The 14,991-nt window shown below is 72.9% G+C and carries 16 protein-coding genes; 10 read left to right on the top strand and 6 right to left on the bottom strand.

The features are described from left to right. The first annotated feature begins 25 nt into the window (after window positions 1–25). Complete coding sequence (locus ACFO0B_RS08890; protein ID WP_378611844.1) at window positions 26–946, top strand: inositol monophosphatase family protein; 921 nt, start codon at window positions 26–28, stop codon at window positions 944–946. A gap of 73 nt (window positions 947–1,019) precedes the next feature. Here ACFO0B_RS08890 and cei read toward each other — a convergent pair whose 3' ends face one another. Then, entirely contained in the window at window positions 1,020–1,697 is a 678-nt protein-coding gene (gene cei, locus ACFO0B_RS08895; RefSeq protein ID WP_378611845.1) for an envelope integrity protein Cei, read from the bottom strand. A 396-nt stretch (window positions 1,698–2,093) separates the two neighbouring features. On the opposite strand from cei, the gene ACFO0B_RS08900 reads away from it, so the two are divergent. Next, complete coding sequence (locus tag ACFO0B_RS08900; protein ID WP_233019489.1) at window positions 2,094–2,396, top strand: DUF4193 domain-containing protein; 303 nt, start codon at window positions 2,094–2,096, stop codon at window positions 2,394–2,396. Window positions 2,397–2,408: 12 nt separating this feature from the next. Here the strand turns inward: ACFO0B_RS08900 and ACFO0B_RS08905 are convergent, their stop codons facing one another. Next, window positions 2,409–2,855 (bottom strand): DUF3093 domain-containing protein, encoded by a 447-nt coding sequence (locus ACFO0B_RS08905; RefSeq protein WP_378611896.1) that lies wholly within the window; start codon window positions 2,853–2,855, stop codon window positions 2,409–2,411. A 169-nt stretch (window positions 2,856–3,024) separates the two neighbouring features. Between ACFO0B_RS08905 and dut the strand changes: the two genes are divergently transcribed. Then, on the top strand, window positions 3,025–3,492 hold the full coding sequence (dut, locus tag ACFO0B_RS08910) for a dUTP diphosphatase (protein WP_378611846.1): 468 nt from the start codon (window positions 3,025–3,027) through the stop codon (window positions 3,490–3,492). 5 nt (window positions 3,493–3,497) lie between these two features. Next, window positions 3,498–4,544: a DUF3710 domain-containing protein gene (locus ACFO0B_RS08915; protein WP_378611897.1), complete on the top strand. Its 1,047-nt coding sequence runs from the start codon at window positions 3,498–3,500 to the stop codon at window positions 4,542–4,544. A gap of 9 nt (window positions 4,545–4,553) precedes the next feature. Here ACFO0B_RS08915 and ACFO0B_RS08920 read toward each other — a convergent pair whose 3' ends face one another. Then, window positions 4,554–5,249, bottom strand: a complete 696-nt coding sequence (locus ACFO0B_RS08920; protein WP_378611847.1) for an alpha/beta fold hydrolase — start codon at window positions 5,247–5,249, stop codon at window positions 4,554–4,556. A gap of 123 nt (window positions 5,250–5,372) precedes the next feature. Between ACFO0B_RS08920 and ACFO0B_RS08925 the strand changes: the two genes are divergently transcribed. The 3 genes from ACFO0B_RS08925 (at window position 5,373) to ACFO0B_RS08935 (ending at window position 7,224) form a co-directional block, all read left to right on the top strand. Further along, window positions 5,373–5,750, top strand: coding sequence for an OB-fold nucleic acid binding domain-containing protein (locus ACFO0B_RS08925; RefSeq protein WP_233019486.1), 378 nt, complete (start codon window positions 5,373–5,375; stop codon window positions 5,748–5,750). Window positions 5,751–5,753: 3 nt separating this feature from the next. Then, window positions 5,754–6,449 carry a DUF3159 domain-containing protein gene (locus ACFO0B_RS08930; RefSeq protein WP_378611848.1) on the top strand — a complete coding sequence of 232 codons (696 nt, stop codon included), beginning with the start codon at window positions 5,754–5,756 and terminating at the stop codon, window positions 6,447–6,449. A 124-nt stretch (window positions 6,450–6,573) separates the two neighbouring features. Next, window positions 6,574–7,224, top strand: coding sequence for a sigma-70 family RNA polymerase sigma factor (locus ACFO0B_RS08935; RefSeq protein WP_378611849.1), 651 nt, complete (start codon window positions 6,574–6,576; stop codon window positions 7,222–7,224). A 17-nt stretch (window positions 7,225–7,241) separates the two neighbouring features. Here the strand turns inward: ACFO0B_RS08935 and ACFO0B_RS08940 are convergent, their stop codons facing one another. Beyond that, window positions 7,242–7,913, bottom strand: coding sequence for a potassium channel family protein (locus ACFO0B_RS08940; protein ID WP_233019483.1), 672 nt, complete (start codon window positions 7,911–7,913; stop codon window positions 7,242–7,244). A gap of 2 nt (window positions 7,914–7,915) precedes the next feature. Beyond that, complete coding sequence (locus ACFO0B_RS08945) at window positions 7,916–8,581, bottom strand: potassium channel family protein (protein WP_378611850.1); 666 nt, start codon at window positions 8,579–8,581, stop codon at window positions 7,916–7,918. Between the two features lie 205 nt (window positions 8,582–8,786). On the opposite strand from ACFO0B_RS08945, the gene ACFO0B_RS08950 reads away from it, so the two are divergent. Together ACFO0B_RS08950 and ACFO0B_RS08955 are read left to right on the top strand one after the other, a co-directional pair. After that, window positions 8,787–10,775, top strand: a complete 1,989-nt coding sequence (locus ACFO0B_RS08950; protein ID WP_378611851.1) for an APC family permease — start codon at window positions 8,787–8,789, stop codon at window positions 10,773–10,775. After that, a complete protein-coding gene (locus tag ACFO0B_RS08955; RefSeq protein WP_378611852.1) occupies window positions 10,772–12,046 on the top strand; it encodes a class I SAM-dependent RNA methyltransferase in 1,275 nt (424 codons plus the stop codon). Before ACFO0B_RS08950 ends, ACFO0B_RS08955 begins: the two co-directional genes overlap by 4 nt. Window positions 12,047–12,166: 120 nt before the next feature. Here the strand turns inward: ACFO0B_RS08955 and ACFO0B_RS08960 are convergent, their stop codons facing one another. Then, window positions 12,167–12,865, bottom strand: a complete 699-nt coding sequence (locus ACFO0B_RS08960) for an SIMPL domain-containing protein (protein WP_378611853.1) — start codon at window positions 12,863–12,865, stop codon at window positions 12,167–12,169. A gap of 202 nt (window positions 12,866–13,067) precedes the next feature. Between ACFO0B_RS08960 and dxs the strand changes: the two genes are divergently transcribed. After that, window positions 13,068–14,966, top strand: coding sequence for a 1-deoxy-D-xylulose-5-phosphate synthase (gene dxs, locus ACFO0B_RS08965; protein ID WP_378611854.1), 1,899 nt, complete (start codon window positions 13,068–13,070; stop codon window positions 14,964–14,966). Window positions 14,967–14,991: the final 25 nt, after the last annotated feature.

The following is a 14,991-nucleotide window of genomic DNA, read 5'->3' on the forward strand; positions in this document are numbered from 1 at the left end:
CCGGGATCTGTGATGGCATGGTGCCGTGCCGCATCCCACCTCAGTACCGCGCCCGGCCCCGCTCGACACCGCCGCCACCGACGCGACCACCACCGACCCCGCCGAACTGCGCCGGATCGCGGTCGACCTGGCCGAGAGCGCGGCCGCGCACGTCCGCGCCCGCCGCCCCGAGGTCTTCGGCCCGGCCGGGATCGTCGCCGCGGGCGCCGTGCAGGCCAAGAGCACCCCGACCGACCCGGTGACGGTGGTCGACACCGAGACCGAGGAGCTGGTGCGCGCTCTGCTCGCCGAGCAGCGCCCGCACGACCTGGTGGTCGGCGAGGAGGGCGGCGGCGACCTCGCGAACGCGGGCGACCGGATCTCCTGGGTGATCGACCCGATCGACGGCACCGTGAACTTCCTCTACGGCCTGCCCGGGTACGCCGTCTCGGTGGCCGCGATGCGGAACGGGCGCTCGGTGGCCGGCGCCGTGGTCGACGTGGAGCGCGCCGCCACCTACAGCGCGGCGCGCGGACTCGGCGCGCTGCGCGTCGACTCCGACGGCACCGTCGAGCACCTGCGCTGCACCCCGGTCCGGGAGGCGTCGATGGCGCTCGTGGCCACCGGCTTCGCCTACGGCACCGCGCGCCGGACCGAGCAGGCCGGGCTGGTGGCCCAGCTGCTGCCCGCGGTGCGCGACATCCGCAGGCTCGGCGCCGCCGCGCTGGATCTGTGCCTGGTCGGCGCGGGCAGGCTGGACGCCTTCTACGAGCACGGGCTGAACACCTGGGACTGGGCGGCGGGCGCCCTGGTCGCCGCGGAGGCGGGGGCGCGGCTGGTGCTGCCCCCCGCCACCGCGGGCGGCGCAGCGGGCGACCTGGTGCTCGCCGCCGCGCCCGGGATCGCGGACGAACTGCTCGCGCTCTTCGAGCGCACCGGCGCGGCCGCGCCGATCCCCCAGCCCTGAGCCGCGCCGGTCCGGCGACGCCTGCGCCGCCGGACCGGATGCGGCGACTGTCGCGCCGCGCCGAGTCAGTGGCTCAGCACTGGGCCTTGCGGGCGGCGTCCAGCAGCCCGACGTCCAGCGCGGCGCCGCCCGGCGCCGGGTTCTTCAGCGAGCGCAGCACCTCCTCGGCGTCGGTGCTCGGCCGGATGTCCCGGAAGAGCGAGCCGAGTACCAGATCGACGGTGTCGTCGCCGCGCTGGTCCTCGATCAGCTCGGCGCACGGCACCACCAGCTGCACCGAGGCGGCGGCCGGGCGGCCGTTCACCCCGAACCGGATCTGACCGGTGCACTCCAGATCGCCGTTGACGTAGACCTGGTCGTTGCCGACCGGCTGACCCGGCGCCCCGGCGAAGCCGAGATCGCCCAGCTGGGCGGCGACGTGCGAGGCCTGGCCGCGCTGGTTGTTGGCGTTCAGCACGCGCACCTTGGTGCTCTGCAGGGGCGCGGGCTCCACCTCGTCGAGCCGGCCCGCGCCGACGCGCTGGCCGAGCGCGACAGGCGGGGCGGTGGCGCCCTGGTCGGTGGCGGGGCTCGGGGAGTTGCAGCTCATCGCTGTGGTGTCGGTGTCCTCCATGGTGAGTGCCTTGATCCAGATCACCGTCGACACCAACGCCAGGACGCCGACGAGGATGAGCCACGGTTCGATGCGCCGGCGGATGAAGGGCCGACCGCTGCGGTCGGATGCGCGTCCTTCGGTGATCAGTGAAACCACGGGGACACTCTACGAAATGTCACGGCGGGGCAGCGCCGCGCGTAACGATGCGGCCGTTCGGCGCGCGACGAGCGGTCGCCGGACGTCGGTGAAAGGTCGTTTGTGTGGCGAGTGTGTTTCGGTTGCGACTTTTCCCCCGTGGTCCGCTATTGTCTGGCGGCCCAGATCGAATCACCCAGGTGGAATGGCGTGGTCGGTTGCGGGAACAAGCAGGGCATGTCCCGCGTTCACCAAGCGCCGCCGGGCGTGGATCCTCGGATCCGCTCCTGGTGGAGAGCCGGTAGCCGTGTGATGTGTGCCACCGGCGGGGCGGTGTGGGTCAGCTCGATTCCCAGCGGGGATCGGTGTGACCACGCCGAACCGGGATATACGGAGTAAGGACGAGGGGAAGACGACATGGCAACCGACTATGACGCACCGAGGCGCACCGAATCCGACGACGTGTCGGAGGATTCGCTGGAGGAGCTGAAGGCTCGTCGCAACGAGGCGCAGTCCGCCGTCGTGGATATCGACGAATCCGATACCGCGGAGTCGTTCGAGCTTCCCGGCGCGGACCTGTCCGAGGAAGTGCTGAGCGTTCGAGTGATTCCGAAGCAGGCGGACGAGTTCACCTGTTCCAGCTGTTTCCTGGTACACCACCGGAGCAGGCTCGCCAGCGAGAAGGGCAATCAGTTGATCTGCATGGATTGCGGCTCCTGAGCGAGCACGCGGTCAATCGACCGCGCTCGGCAAGCCGAGCGCGGCGAGGACCCGTTCGGGCCTCCGCGTACTGATCAGCCAGTACGGCGTGGGGTCGTCCGGGTCGTCGAGCACCAGCAGCAGCATCGGCCGCACCCACGGGCGGTGCTGCAGATACGCGGCCGGGTCCAGCTGGCGACCCAGTGCCGCGCTCTTCGCAGCGGGGGGGACGATCGCCGCACGGGCGACGAATTCGACCGGGAGGTGTGCCCGGTCGACCCGCAGTTCCGGGTTGCCCCGCTCGTCGGCGGCGACCTCGATGCGATGCCTGCCGAACCAGAGCAGCACCCACGCCGCTACCGGGAGCAGCGCCCCGTAGGGCAGCCAGGCGCGCACGCCGTGCCCGCCCATGTGGATCTCCGCGGCCAGCAGAGCCGCCACCCCGAAGCCGATCGGCCACCACCACAGCGGCACCCACAGCCGCTCCCGATAGGACGGTGCGGGGGGCCGCGTCGCCGGTGTCGGCGCCGCGGCGGAAGCGCGCCGGTCGGCACCCGGGTTCGCGGGTTTGCTCACGGGATCGGGCAGGTCGGACACGACTCAACACTAGGCGACGGACCCGCCTCGCCTGCGCGTAGGCTCGTCCACCGTGAGCGCACTGTCACCGATACCCCTGCTGCGGACAGACCCCGGCATCCCCCTTCCCGCCCGCGCCCATGCCGGTGACGCGGGGGTCGATCTGTGCACCACCGAGGACGTGGTGCTGGAGCCGGGGGAGCGGGTGCTGGTCGGCACCGGCGTCGCGGTCGCGCTGCCGCGGGGGACGGTCGGGCTGGTGCATCCGCGCTCCGGGCTGGCGGCGAAGACCGGGCTCTCGGTGGTGAACACGCCGGGCACGATCGATGCCGGCTACCGCGGCGAGATCAAGGTCTGCCTGATCAACCACGATCCGCGCACCGCGATCGAGCTGCGCCGCGGTGACCGGATCGCGCAGCTGCTCGTGCAGCGGGTGGAGCTGGTGGATTTCGTCGAGGTCGAGACGCTGGACGAGACCGCGCGGGGCGCGGGGGGCTACGGATCGAGCGGCGGGCACGCGAGCCTCGCCGAGGAGGCGTGATGGGAATCTTCGGACGGGGGAAGAAGGGCAGCGGCCGGGCCGGCGAGCACGGCGACTTCGACGACGACTTCGGTGACGAGTACGACACCGACGAGCACCCGATCCCGGTGCTGTACCCGGGCGATCCGGGGTTCCAGCCGTTCGCGGACGACTACGACACCGACGAGCACCCCGTGCAGGTAGCCGCCGAGCCGGAGCCCGCACCGCGCCGCGGGGGCAGGCGCAGGCGCGCCGGCGGTCCGGGGCGCGCCGGTGACGAGCCCGCTGAAGCGGCGCCGCGGCGGTCCGAGCACAGCGTGCCGGAGGCCGAGGTGGCGGCCGAGGCGCCCGTCGCCCGTGCGAGCGGGGACGAGCCGCGCGGGCCGTACGACTACGCCGATGTCACCGCGGAGCTGGAGGCGATCGCCGAGCAGCGGCTCGACCTCGGCTCGGTGATCATCCCGGTGCCGCCGGGCGGGCAGCTGCAGGTGGAGATGGCCGGGGACGGCACGCCGCAGGCGGTGCACCTGGCCACCGAGCACGGGCGGCTCACCGTCGCCGCGTACGCGGCGCCCAAGACCTCGGGGCAGTGGCGCACGGTCGCCGCCGACCTGGCCGAGTCGCTGCGCAAGGACGGCGCGCAGGTCTCCACCGAGAACGGGCCGTGGGGGCGCGAGCTGGTCGCCGTCACCGAGGGGGCCGATCTGCGGTTCATCGGCGTCGACGGGTACCGCTGGATGGTGCGGCTCGTCGCCGCGGGGCCGACCGGGTCGGTCGCCGACGACGGGCCGCTCGTGCGGGCGGCGCGGGCCATCATGAGCGAGACCGTCGTCCGGCGCGGCACCGAGCCGCTTCCGGTCCGGGACCCGCTGCCCGTCGTGCTGCCCAAGGATCTCGCCGAGCAGCTGGCCGCCGCGCACCAGCAGCAGGTCGAGGCGGCCCAGGCGCAAGCCGCCGCCCAGGCCGCCGCTGCCGCCGCGGCCGCACCGCGCCCCGTCGTCCCGCAGCCGGTGCCGGATCAGCCGCGCCGGGGTGCCGAGGGCTCGGCCATGCAGCAGCTCAACCGCAACTGACCCGCTCGATCAGCGGGGGCCGATGGCGAGGTGGCCGAGCAGAGCGGGGTCGGCGCCGAATTCGGCGAGGGTCATCGTGTGCAGGACCGCGCCGGGGATGAGGGCCGCCCACCGCTCGGCGACGGGGAACGGGTGGATGGGGTCGTCGACGGCTCCGACCACCACCGTCGGCACGGCGAGCGAACGCAGCAGCGGTTCGGTGGGCCAGGAGTAGCCCGCGGCCTCGAGGAGCGCGTCGGGGAGCGCGGAGCCGTACCCGCGCCAGGAGCGGGTCAGCGTCTCCGCCAGCCAGGCGGGGCTGCTGGCGCGCATCTGCGCGATGGTCGCCTCCAGCCCGTCCGCCCGCACCGACTCCGCGGTGACCCGGGCACTCAGCGCCGCCGGAGACTCCCCGCCCGACCCCCCGGTCCAGGCGGGCAGCCCCGCGACGACCCCGGCCGTGGACTCCGGATTCGCGCCCGCCCACTCGACCGCGATCGCCGCCCCGAGCGAGATCCCGGCCGCGACCACCCGCCCATGCCGCCGGGCGGCGGAATCCAGCGCCTCGAGGCAGCTCGCGACGACCGCACCCGGATCCGGCTGTACCGCGACGATCCGCAGGTCACGGGCGGCACACGCGGCCCCGAAGGCACGCTGCGCGAAGTGCGAATCGGAGCCGGTACCGGGCAGGGCCACCACCGCGGCCGGTTCGGGGGAGAGCAACATCGGGCCGAGCGTAGCGGGGTAACTCCCCGCCATCTACAGTTGGCGGAGTACGGCCACAACCGGCCGGCGCGAGGACCCAACGACGGCGTGCAACCCACGTCGCGAATGCCAGGAGAGCGTGCCATGTCATCCGCTGCCTCGGGATATTTCCGACGGCTCGGCCGCCGGCTCACCGCGGATATCGACCATCTGGACGCCGAGGAGCTGGCCGAGTCGGCCGAGGCCTCCGGTGCGTGTCGCGCCTCGGAATGCCGCCGCGGCGAGGAGGTCTCCATGCTCGGCAGGCTGCGCAGCGTGGAGGCCTGTTCGAAGGCGGTCGGCGCCGCCATCGAGGCCGAGCTGTTCGACGGCACCGACGCCATCACCCTGGTGTGGATCGGGCGCAAGCGGATCCCGGGCATCGAGCCGGGCCGCAAGATCCTGGTGCGCGGCCGGGTCGGCGAGCGGGACGGCCGCAAGGTGATCTTCAACCCCTACTACGAACTGCGTGGGAACAGCTGACGTATGCCGACCAGTGACGACACCGGGACCAGGGACGAGCCCGCCGCCGAACCCGAAGCGCGGGCGGAGCGCTCCGAACAGACCCTCCTGGAACAACTCGGCGGCATCAGCGGCCTGATCTACTCCACCCTCCCGGTGCTGGTCTTCGTGCCGGTGAACACGCTGTGGGGGCTCACCGCCGCGGTCTGGGCCGCGCTCGGCGTCGCCGCCGCGATCCTGGTCTGGCGGCTGGTGCGGCGCAGCCCGATCCAGCCCGCCGTCTCCGGCTTCATCGGCGTCGGGATCTGTGCTCTCATCGCCTATCGGGTGGGTGAGGCCAAGGGCTACTTCCTGTTCGGCATCTACACCAGCCTGGTCTACGCCGGGATCTTCCTCGCCTCGATCCTGGTGCGCAGGCCGCTGGTCGGGGTCATCTGGAGCGTGCTGAACGGCCACGGCTCCACCTGGCGCGAGGACCCCGCCTTCGTGCGGCTCTACGACCTCGCCACGCTGGCCTGGGTGGTCGTCTTCGGCGCCCGCTACCTGGTGCAGTCCGAGCTGTACGACACCGACCACACCGGCTGGCTCGCGGTCGCCAGGATCGGGATGGGCTGGCCGCTGACCGCTGTCGCGCTGGTGGTCACCGTGTGGGCGGTGCGCCGCGCCGGGCACGCCCCGGTCGGGTCCGCGAAGTCCGCCGGGCGGCACGCCGCCCGCTAGGGGGTGCCCGGACCACCGGGAGGTGGGGGTGTTCCCCACCCTGGGGTACCTGTTTCCGAGCTCCGTTTCGACGGACGATTTTCTCGTCACCGAATACCACACGGCGAGAAAGGACCTCGGAGCAATGGCCACCGAGCACACCACCGCGACGCACTCCACCCGGATCTCTTCGAGCCGTCCCGCCAAGGCCGCCACCGCGGTGAACTCCGAGAGCAGGCGGATCGGCGCCGAGCTGGACGCGCTGATCGGCCCCGCCGCCGCCGGCGACCAGCGGGCCGTCGGCGAGATCCTGCGGATCGTGCAGCCGCTGGTCCGCCGCTACTGCCTGGCCCGGCTGGGCAACAGCGCGCACCTGCAGGTCACCGCCGACGACGTGATGCAGGAGATCCTGATCGCCACCGTGAATGCCATCCCGCGCTACCGCGACCAGGGCAAGTCCTTCCTCGCCTTCGTCTACGGCATCGCCGCCAACAAGGTCGCCGACGCCTTCCGCCGCGGCCAGCTGACCGCCTACCCGACCGCCGACCTGCCGGACACCGCCTGCCCGGCCGCGGGCCCCGAGGAGTGGGCACTGGCCTCCGAGCGCAGGACCGAGACCCGCGAGCTGATGAAGGTGCTCGCCCCCGCGCACCGCCAGGTGCTGGTCATGCGGATCGTGCTCGGCTGGAGCGCGGCCGAGACCGCCGAGGCCATCGGCACCAGCCCCGGCGTGGTCCGGGTCATGCAGCACCGCGCGCTGAACAAGCTCCGCAAGGAGCTGCAGACCGCCGCCTGAGCGCGGCCCCGCACTGCTCAGGGTCTGATGCCGTGGTCTGCGAGGGCTACTCGCAGATCTTCCTCGGCCTCGACCGAGGCAACGAAGAGCAGTTCGTCGTCGCCCTCGAAGGGATCGTCGGCCTGCGGCACGATGACCCGGCCCCCGCGCAGGATCGTCACCAGCGCGGTGTCCCTCGGCAGCCGCAGCGAGCGGACCGGTTTGCCGGCGAGCGCGGTGTCGTTCGGCAGGGTGATCTCCACCAGGTTCGCCTGCCCCTGCCGCAGCGTCATCAGCCGCACCAGGTCGCCGACCGAGACGGCCTCCTCGACCAGCGAGGCAAGCAGCCGCGGGGTGGAGACGGCGACGTCCACGCCCCAGGACGAATCGAAGAGCCATTCGTTGCGCGGATCGTTCACCCGCGCCACCACCCGGCTCACCCCGAACTCGGTCTTGGCGAGCAGGCTGTGCACCAGGTTCACCTTGTCGTCGCCGGTCGCGGCGATGACCACCTCGTAGGTCTCCATCCCCGCCTCCTCCAGCAGGGAGAGCTCGCAGGCGTCGGCGTGCACCCAGATCGCGTCCGGGATGGCCTCCTCGTCGAGGTGCGACAGCTCGCGCTCGAGCAGCATCACCCGGTGCCCGCCGCGCAGCAGTTCCCGCGCGATGGAGCGGCCGACGGCGCCTGCTCCGGCAATGGCGACCTTCATACTCAGTCCTCGCTCGCGGGGGGCTTGGCGGCCATCGCGACGGCCTCGCCGACGCTGCCGGATGGCACCGCCACGTAGACGACGTCGTCGGCCTGAACGATGGTCTTGGTGTCCGGCAGCAGCCCGCGGCCGAAGCGCAGCACGAACGCCACCCGTACGCCGACGGCGCGCTCCAGGTCGCGCACGGTGCGGCCGGACCACTCCTCGTGCAGCGCCAGCTGGGTCACCGCCACCGTCCCGGTCGGGTCGCGCCAGGTGGTGGTGCTGGTGTCGGCGATCAGGGTGCGCAGGAAGCGGTCGGTGGTCCACGGGACGGTGGCGATGGTCGGGATGCCGAGCCGCTCGTAGACCGCGGCGCGCTTGGCATCGTAGATCCGGGCGACGACCCGCTCCACGCCGAACATCTCACGCGCCACCCGCGCCGAGATGATGTTGGAGTTGTCGCCGGAGGAGACGGCGGCGAAGGCGTCGGCGCGCTCGATCCCGGCCCTGGTCAGCACATCCCGGTCGAAACCGACGCCGACCACCTGGCGGCCGGGGAAGTCGGTGCCGAGGCGGAGGAACGAGCTGGGGTCGCGGTCGATCACCGTCACCTCGTGCCCGACCCGGATCAGCGCGCGCGCCAGCGAGGAGCCGACCCGCCCGCACCCCATGATCACTACGTACACCACAACCTCGTTCCTGAACCGTGGCGCTCGGTCCGCGGCCGATCCGGCATCCGAACCGTACCGCCCGTACTGTCCTCCCGGCACGTTTCCCCGCGCGCCTGCCCGGCAAACACCGGCGTGGCCGGCGTCGCGGCCGGATCGCCTCCATCCGGAAACGCCCCGGTCGGGCGGGCGGGAGACCGGACGGCACTCTATGCTCGCTCCGGTGTCCAAGTTGACGACGGCCGCCAAGCGCGTGCTGCTGGGCAGGCCGTTCCGGAGTGATTCGCTCGGGCACACCCTGCTCCCGAAGCGGATCGCGCTGCCGGTCTTCGCCTCCGACGCGATGTCGTCGGTGGCGTACGCGCCGGAGGAGATCTTCCTGGTCCTCTCGGCCGCCGGGATCTCGGCCTATCTCTACGCGCCGTGGGTCGGGCTCGCCGTCGCCGCCGTGATGGCCGTCGTGGTCGCCAGCTACCGGCAGAACGTGCACGCCTACCCCTCCGGCGGCGGCGACTACGAGGTGGCCACCACCAACCTGGGCCCGAACGCCGGGCTCACCGTCGGCAGCGCGCTGCTGGTCGACTACGTGCTGACCGTCGCGGTCTCGATCTCGTCGGCCGCCTCCAACATCGGCTCCGCGATCCCGTTCGTCGCCACGCACAAGGTGCTCTTCGCGGTGGTCGCCATCGCGCTGCTCACCGCCGTGAACCTGCGCGGGGTCAGGGAGTCGGGAACCGCCTTCGCGGTGCCGACCTACGCCTTCATCGTCGGCATGTTCGTCATGCTCGGCTGGGGGCTGTTCCAGGTGTACGTGCTCGGCGACGACCTGCGCGCGGAGTCGGCCGGCTTCGGGCTGGACGCCGAGGAGGAGCACCTCTACGGCCTCGCCTTCGCCTTCCTGATCGCGCGCGCCTTCTCCTCCGGCTGCGCCGCGCTGACCGGCGTCGAGGCGATCAGCAACGGCGTCCCGGCCTTCCGGAAGCCCAAGTCGCGCAATGCCGCGACCACGCTGCTGCTGCTCGGCAGCATCGCGATCGTGCTGCTCATGGGGATCATCCTGCTGGCCGAGCGGATCGGCGTCGTCTACGCGCACGATCCGGCGCACCTGATCGGCGCACCCGCCGACTACCACCAGAAGACGCTGATCGCCCAGCTCGCCGAGTCGGTCTTCGCCGGCTTCCCGGTCGGCTTCTTCTTCATCACCATCGTGACCGCGCTGATCCTGGTGCTCGCCGCCAACACCGCCTTCAACGGCTTCCCGGTCCTCGGCTCGATCCTGGCCCAGGACCGCTACCTGCCGCGCCAGCTGCACACCCGCGGCGACCGGCTGGCGTTCAGCAACGGCATCCTGTTCCTCTCCGGCGCCGCCATCGCCTTCGTGGTGTTCTTCGGGGCCGAGGTCACCAAGCTCATCCAGCTCTACATCGTCGGCGTCTTCGTCTCGTTCGTGCTCAGCCAGACCGGCATGCTGCGGCACTGGACCCGGCTGCTGCGCACCGAGACCGACGCCGAGCACCGCAGGCGGATGAAGCGCTCCCGGGTGATCAACGCCATCGGCCTCTCCGCCACCGGCACCGTGTTGGTGATCGTGCTGATGACCAAGTTCTTCGCGGGCGCCTACATCGCGATCTTCCTGATGGTCGCGATCTTCGTGGTGATGAAGCTGATCAGGAAGCACTACGACTCGGTCGCCCGCGAGCTGGCCGAGACCGAGTGGGACGGCGTGCTGCCCAGCCGCGCGCACGCCATCGTGCTGGTCTCCACGCTGCACCTGCCCACCCGCCGCGCACTCGCCTTCGCCCGCGCCATGCGGCCCGATACGCTGGAGGCGGTGACGGTGAACGTGGACGACGCCGATACCCGCAAGCTGGTGCGCGAGTGGGAGCGCAGCGATATGGCGGTGCCGCTCAAGGTGGTCGAATCGCCCTACCGGGAAATCACCAAACCGGTGCTCGACTATGTGAAGCGGGTGCGCAAGGACGCCCCGCGCGACGTGGTGACGGTGTTCATCCCGGAGTACGTGGTCGGCCACTGGTGGGAGCAGGTGCTGCACAACCAGTCCGCGCTGCGGCTCAAGGGCAGGCTGCTCTTCGAGCCCGGCGTCATGGTGACCAGCGTGCCGTGGCAGCTCAGCTCCTCGGCCAAGGCGAGAAAGCAGGGTGTGGTGAACGCGCCGGGTGCGGTGCGCCGCGGATACGAGGACCGCTCGTGAGCGTCGGCGACGAATTCGAGGTGCGGCTCGGGCCGCCGGGGCACGGCGGCTTCTGCGTCGGCAGGCACGAGGGCCGGGTGGTCTTCGTCCGGCACGGGCTGCCCGGAGAGCTGGTGCGCGCCAGGGTGACCGAGGATCGCGGCGGCTCCTTCGCGCGGGCCGACGCGGTCGAGATCGTGGAGGCGGTCGCGGGCCGGGTGCCCGCCACCTGCCCGGTCTCCGGGCCCGGCGGCGCGGGCTGCTGCGACTTCACGCACGCCACCCCCGCGCTGCAGCGCCAGCTCAAGGCGAGCGTGGTCGCCGAGCAGTTGCGGCGAATCGCGCTGATCGAGCGCGACATCACCGTCGAGCCGCTCGGCGCGCCGGACGAGACCGGCGGCTGGCGGACCAGGCTCCGGCTGGTGGTCGACGCCGACGGCCGCGCGGGGGTGCACGGCCACCGGAGCTCGGACATCGTGCCCGACCTGCGCTGCCCGCAGCCGGTCGCGGGCGCGGTCGATGGGCTGGAGCAGGAGCGATTCACCCCCGGCGCCGATCTGGTCGTCGCCGTCGACTCCGCCGGAACCAGGCACGTGGTGGAGATCGCGCCGCCCGCCCAGGCGGCGCGGACGGCCGCGCGCAGGGGCCGGGTCGAGCAGTCCCGGCGCAATGCCGCTGCCCGCCGCACCGCCGCGCACGCCCCGCGCGCCACCCGGTTGCTGCACGGCGACGGCAGTGCCGTGCAGGTGGTGGGGGAGCGGCGCTGGGAGCTGCCGGCCACCGCCTTCTGGCAGGCGCACCGCGCGGCGCCCGGGTACTACTCCGACCGGGTCGCCGAGTGGTCCGGGCTGGCGCCCGGGCAGCGGGCCTGGGATCTGTACAGCGGCGCGGGGGTCTTCGCCGCCGGGCTGGCCGAGCTGGTCGGGCCGGGCGGCGCGGTGCACGCGGTGGAGTCCGCGGCAGGCGCCGTCACCGCGGGTCAGGCCGCGCTGGCCGACCTGCCCTGGGTCGACCTGGAGGTGCTGCGGGTCGAGCAGTGGTTCGCCGCCAGGCCGCCGCTGCCCGACGCCGTCGTGCTCGACCCGCCGCGGGCAGGCGCCGGTCGCGACGTGATCGCGCCGCTCACCGCTGCCGGGCCTGCCAGGATCGTGCACATCGGCTGCGACCCCGCCGCCTTCGCCCGCGACCTCGGGCTGTACCGGGAGGCCGGGTACGAGCTCACCGAGCTGCGCGTCGTCGACTCCTTCCCCGGCACGCACCACGTCGAGTGCCTCGCGTTGCTGGAGCGCTGAACGCGGCGCCGAGTGGCGGAGCCGCGCTGTGCCGTGCTCGCGGCCGCCCCCGCCTCCGTGACCCGGACGGAGGCGGGCCGACGGTTCAGCGGCCGGAGGCGGTAGGGCCTCCGGCCGGTCTCATACGTCGCGGTCCGGCGCGGGCGCCGCGAGCTCCCAGGTCACCTGGAGGTGCGCGCTGATCTCCTGCTCGCCGCGCTCCACCGGCACCGAGCCCGACTCGGCCCCGCCCGGCGCCGCCGCGACCATCTTCAGCTGCGGCACCGGGGCACCCGCCCCGGAACCCTCCACGATGTCGCGCACGGGACCCAGTGCGCGCCCCGCCTTCTCGGCGTACCGCCGCGCCTTGGCCAGCGCGTTCTCCCAGGCCGCGTCGCGCGCGGTGACCAGTACAGCCTCCGGGTCGGCGAGCCCGAAGGTGAGCCCGCCGAGCCGGACGTCGTCGCCGCCCGCCTCCACCGCGGCCGCGATGATCGCCGCCGGGCCGGGGTCGGCGTCGTCGCCGAGCTCGCGCAGCGACACCGCGAGCGCCGCGTCCGCCACGTAGCCGACGATCTGCGAGCCGTGCTCCTGCTGCCAGGTGGTCTCGGTGCGCACCGAGAGCCTGCTGGTGCCGATGTCGGCGGTGCGCACGCCGTGCCCGCGGAGCGCGGCGGTGACCGCCGCGATCCGCTCGCCTGCCCGGCCGTAGGCCACCGCGACGGTGTCGGCGCGCGTCTCCACCGCGATGTCCACCCGCATGACATCCGGCACACCGCGCGCGGCGCCGTGCCCGGTCACCGTGATCGTCCCCGCGCCGCCGTGCTTCTTCCCGCTCACCGCTCGCTCCCCTCGCCGTGGTCGCCGTCGGTGTGATTCTCACGGCACGGCGGGGGTGGCCGGTGAGCGGGTACCGTGAACCGAAACGCACCGCGCGGCGCCCAGCCCTGTTCGCGCCCCGCGGTCGCCGGTTCGCCCCGTCCGGCGGCGTCCGTAGACTGTTCCGAATCACAGGGGTTGTCCCCGGAGGGAGCGAAGTCAGGTGGGAGTGCTTTCCCGGGTCGAGTCGCCCGAAGACCTGAGCGGGCTCACGGTGCCGCAGCTGCGCGAACTCGCGGCCGAGATCCGCGAGTTCCTGGTCGAGAAGGTGGCGGCGACCGGAGGCCACCTCGGCCCGAACCTCGGCGTCGTCGAGCTGACCATCGCGCTGCACCGGGTCTTCGAATCGCCCGCCGACCCGCTGATCTTCGACACCGGGCACCAGGCGTACGTGCACAAGATCCTGACCGGCCGCAAGGGCGGCTTCGATTCGCTGCGCAAGCAGGGCGGGCTCTCCGGGTACCCGAGCCGGGCCGAGAGCCCGCACGACTGGGTGGAGTCCTCGCACGCCTCCGCCGCGCTCTCCTACGCCGACGGCCTGGCCAAGGCGTTCGCGCTGAGCGGGCGCGAGCGGCACGTGGTCGCCGTGGTCGGCGACGGCGCTCTCACCGGCGGCATGTGCTGGGAGGCGCTGAACAACATCGCGGGTGCGCAGGACCGGCCGGTGGTGATCGTGGTCAACGACAACGGCCGCTCCTACGCGCCGACCATCGGCGGCCTGGCCGAGCGGCTCACCGCGCTGCGCACCCAGCCCGCCTACGAGCACGCGCTGGACGCGGGCAAGCGGCTGATCAAGAGCATTCCGCGGGTGGGGGATTCGGCCTACTCGATGGTGCACGCGGTGAAGGCCGGCATCAAGGACGCGGTCAGCCCGCAGGAGCTCTTCGGCGACATCGGCCTCAAGTACGTCGGGCCGGTGGATGGCCACGACGTGGTGGCGATGGAGGCGGCGCTGCGCCGGGCCAAGGACTTCGGCGGCCCGGTGGTGGTGCACGCGGTCACCCAGAAGGGCCGTGGCTACGCCCCCGCCGAGAATCATCTGGCCGACCAGATGCACGCCTGCGACCCGATCGACCCGCTCACCGGCGTGGCGCTCGGCGGGCCCAAGGCGCAGGGGTGGACCTCGGTCTTCTCCGAGGAGCTGATCGCGCACGCCGAACGCCGCAGCGATGTGGTCGCGATCACCGCCGCCATGCCGGGGCCGACCGGGCTCGCCGCGTTCGGTGAACGTTTCCCGGATCGCATGTTCGACGTCGGCATCGCCGAGCAGCACGCCATGGCCTCGGCGGCCGGGCTGGCGCTCGGCGGCATGCACCCGGTGGTGGCGATCTACTCGACCTTCCTGAACCGGGCCTTCGACCAGCTGCTCATGGATGTCGCGCTGCTCGAGCAGCCGGTGACCCTGGTGCTGGACCGGGCCGGGATCACCGGCACCGACGGTGCCAGCCACAACGGTATGTGGGATCTCTCCGTGCTCGGGATCATCCCCGGCATCCGGGTGGCGGCGCCGCGGGACGCGGCGACGCTGCGTGAAGAGCTGGCCGAGGCGCTCGCCGTCGCCAACGGGCCCACCGCGCTGCGCTTCCCCAAAGGCAGCGTCGGTGCCGACATTCCGGCCGTCGAGCGGTTGGAGGGGCTGGACGTGCTCCGGCTCGCCGACCCGGAGGCCGGGTCCGCCCGCACCGCGCGGGGCGACGTGCTGCTGCTCGCCGTCGGCGCCTTCGCGGGCACCGCGCTGGCGGCGGCCGAGATCCTGCACGCCGACGGGCTGTCGGTCACCGTCGTCGACCCGCGCTGGGTGCTCCCGGTCTCCGACACCGTCGTGAAGCTGGCCGAGAACTATCGTCTCGTGGTCACGCTCGAGGACGGGGGACTGCACGGCGGCATCGGCTCCACCGTCTCCGCCCGTCTCCGCACCGCCGCCATCGACGTCCCCACCCGTGACATCGGCGTCCCCCAGCAGTTCCTCGACCACGCCTCCCGCGGTGAGCTGCACGCCGAGCTCGGCCTCACCGCCCCCGACATCGCCCGCCGCATCACCGGCTGGCTCTCCGCCACCTGACCGAGCCGCGCGCTCGCGCACCGTC

Origin of the sequence: Nocardia jiangsuensis, assembly GCF_042650385.1 — a bacterium.
Classification (GTDB): Bacteria; Actinomycetota; Actinomycetes; order Mycobacteriales; family Mycobacteriaceae; genus Nocardia; species Nocardia jiangsuensis.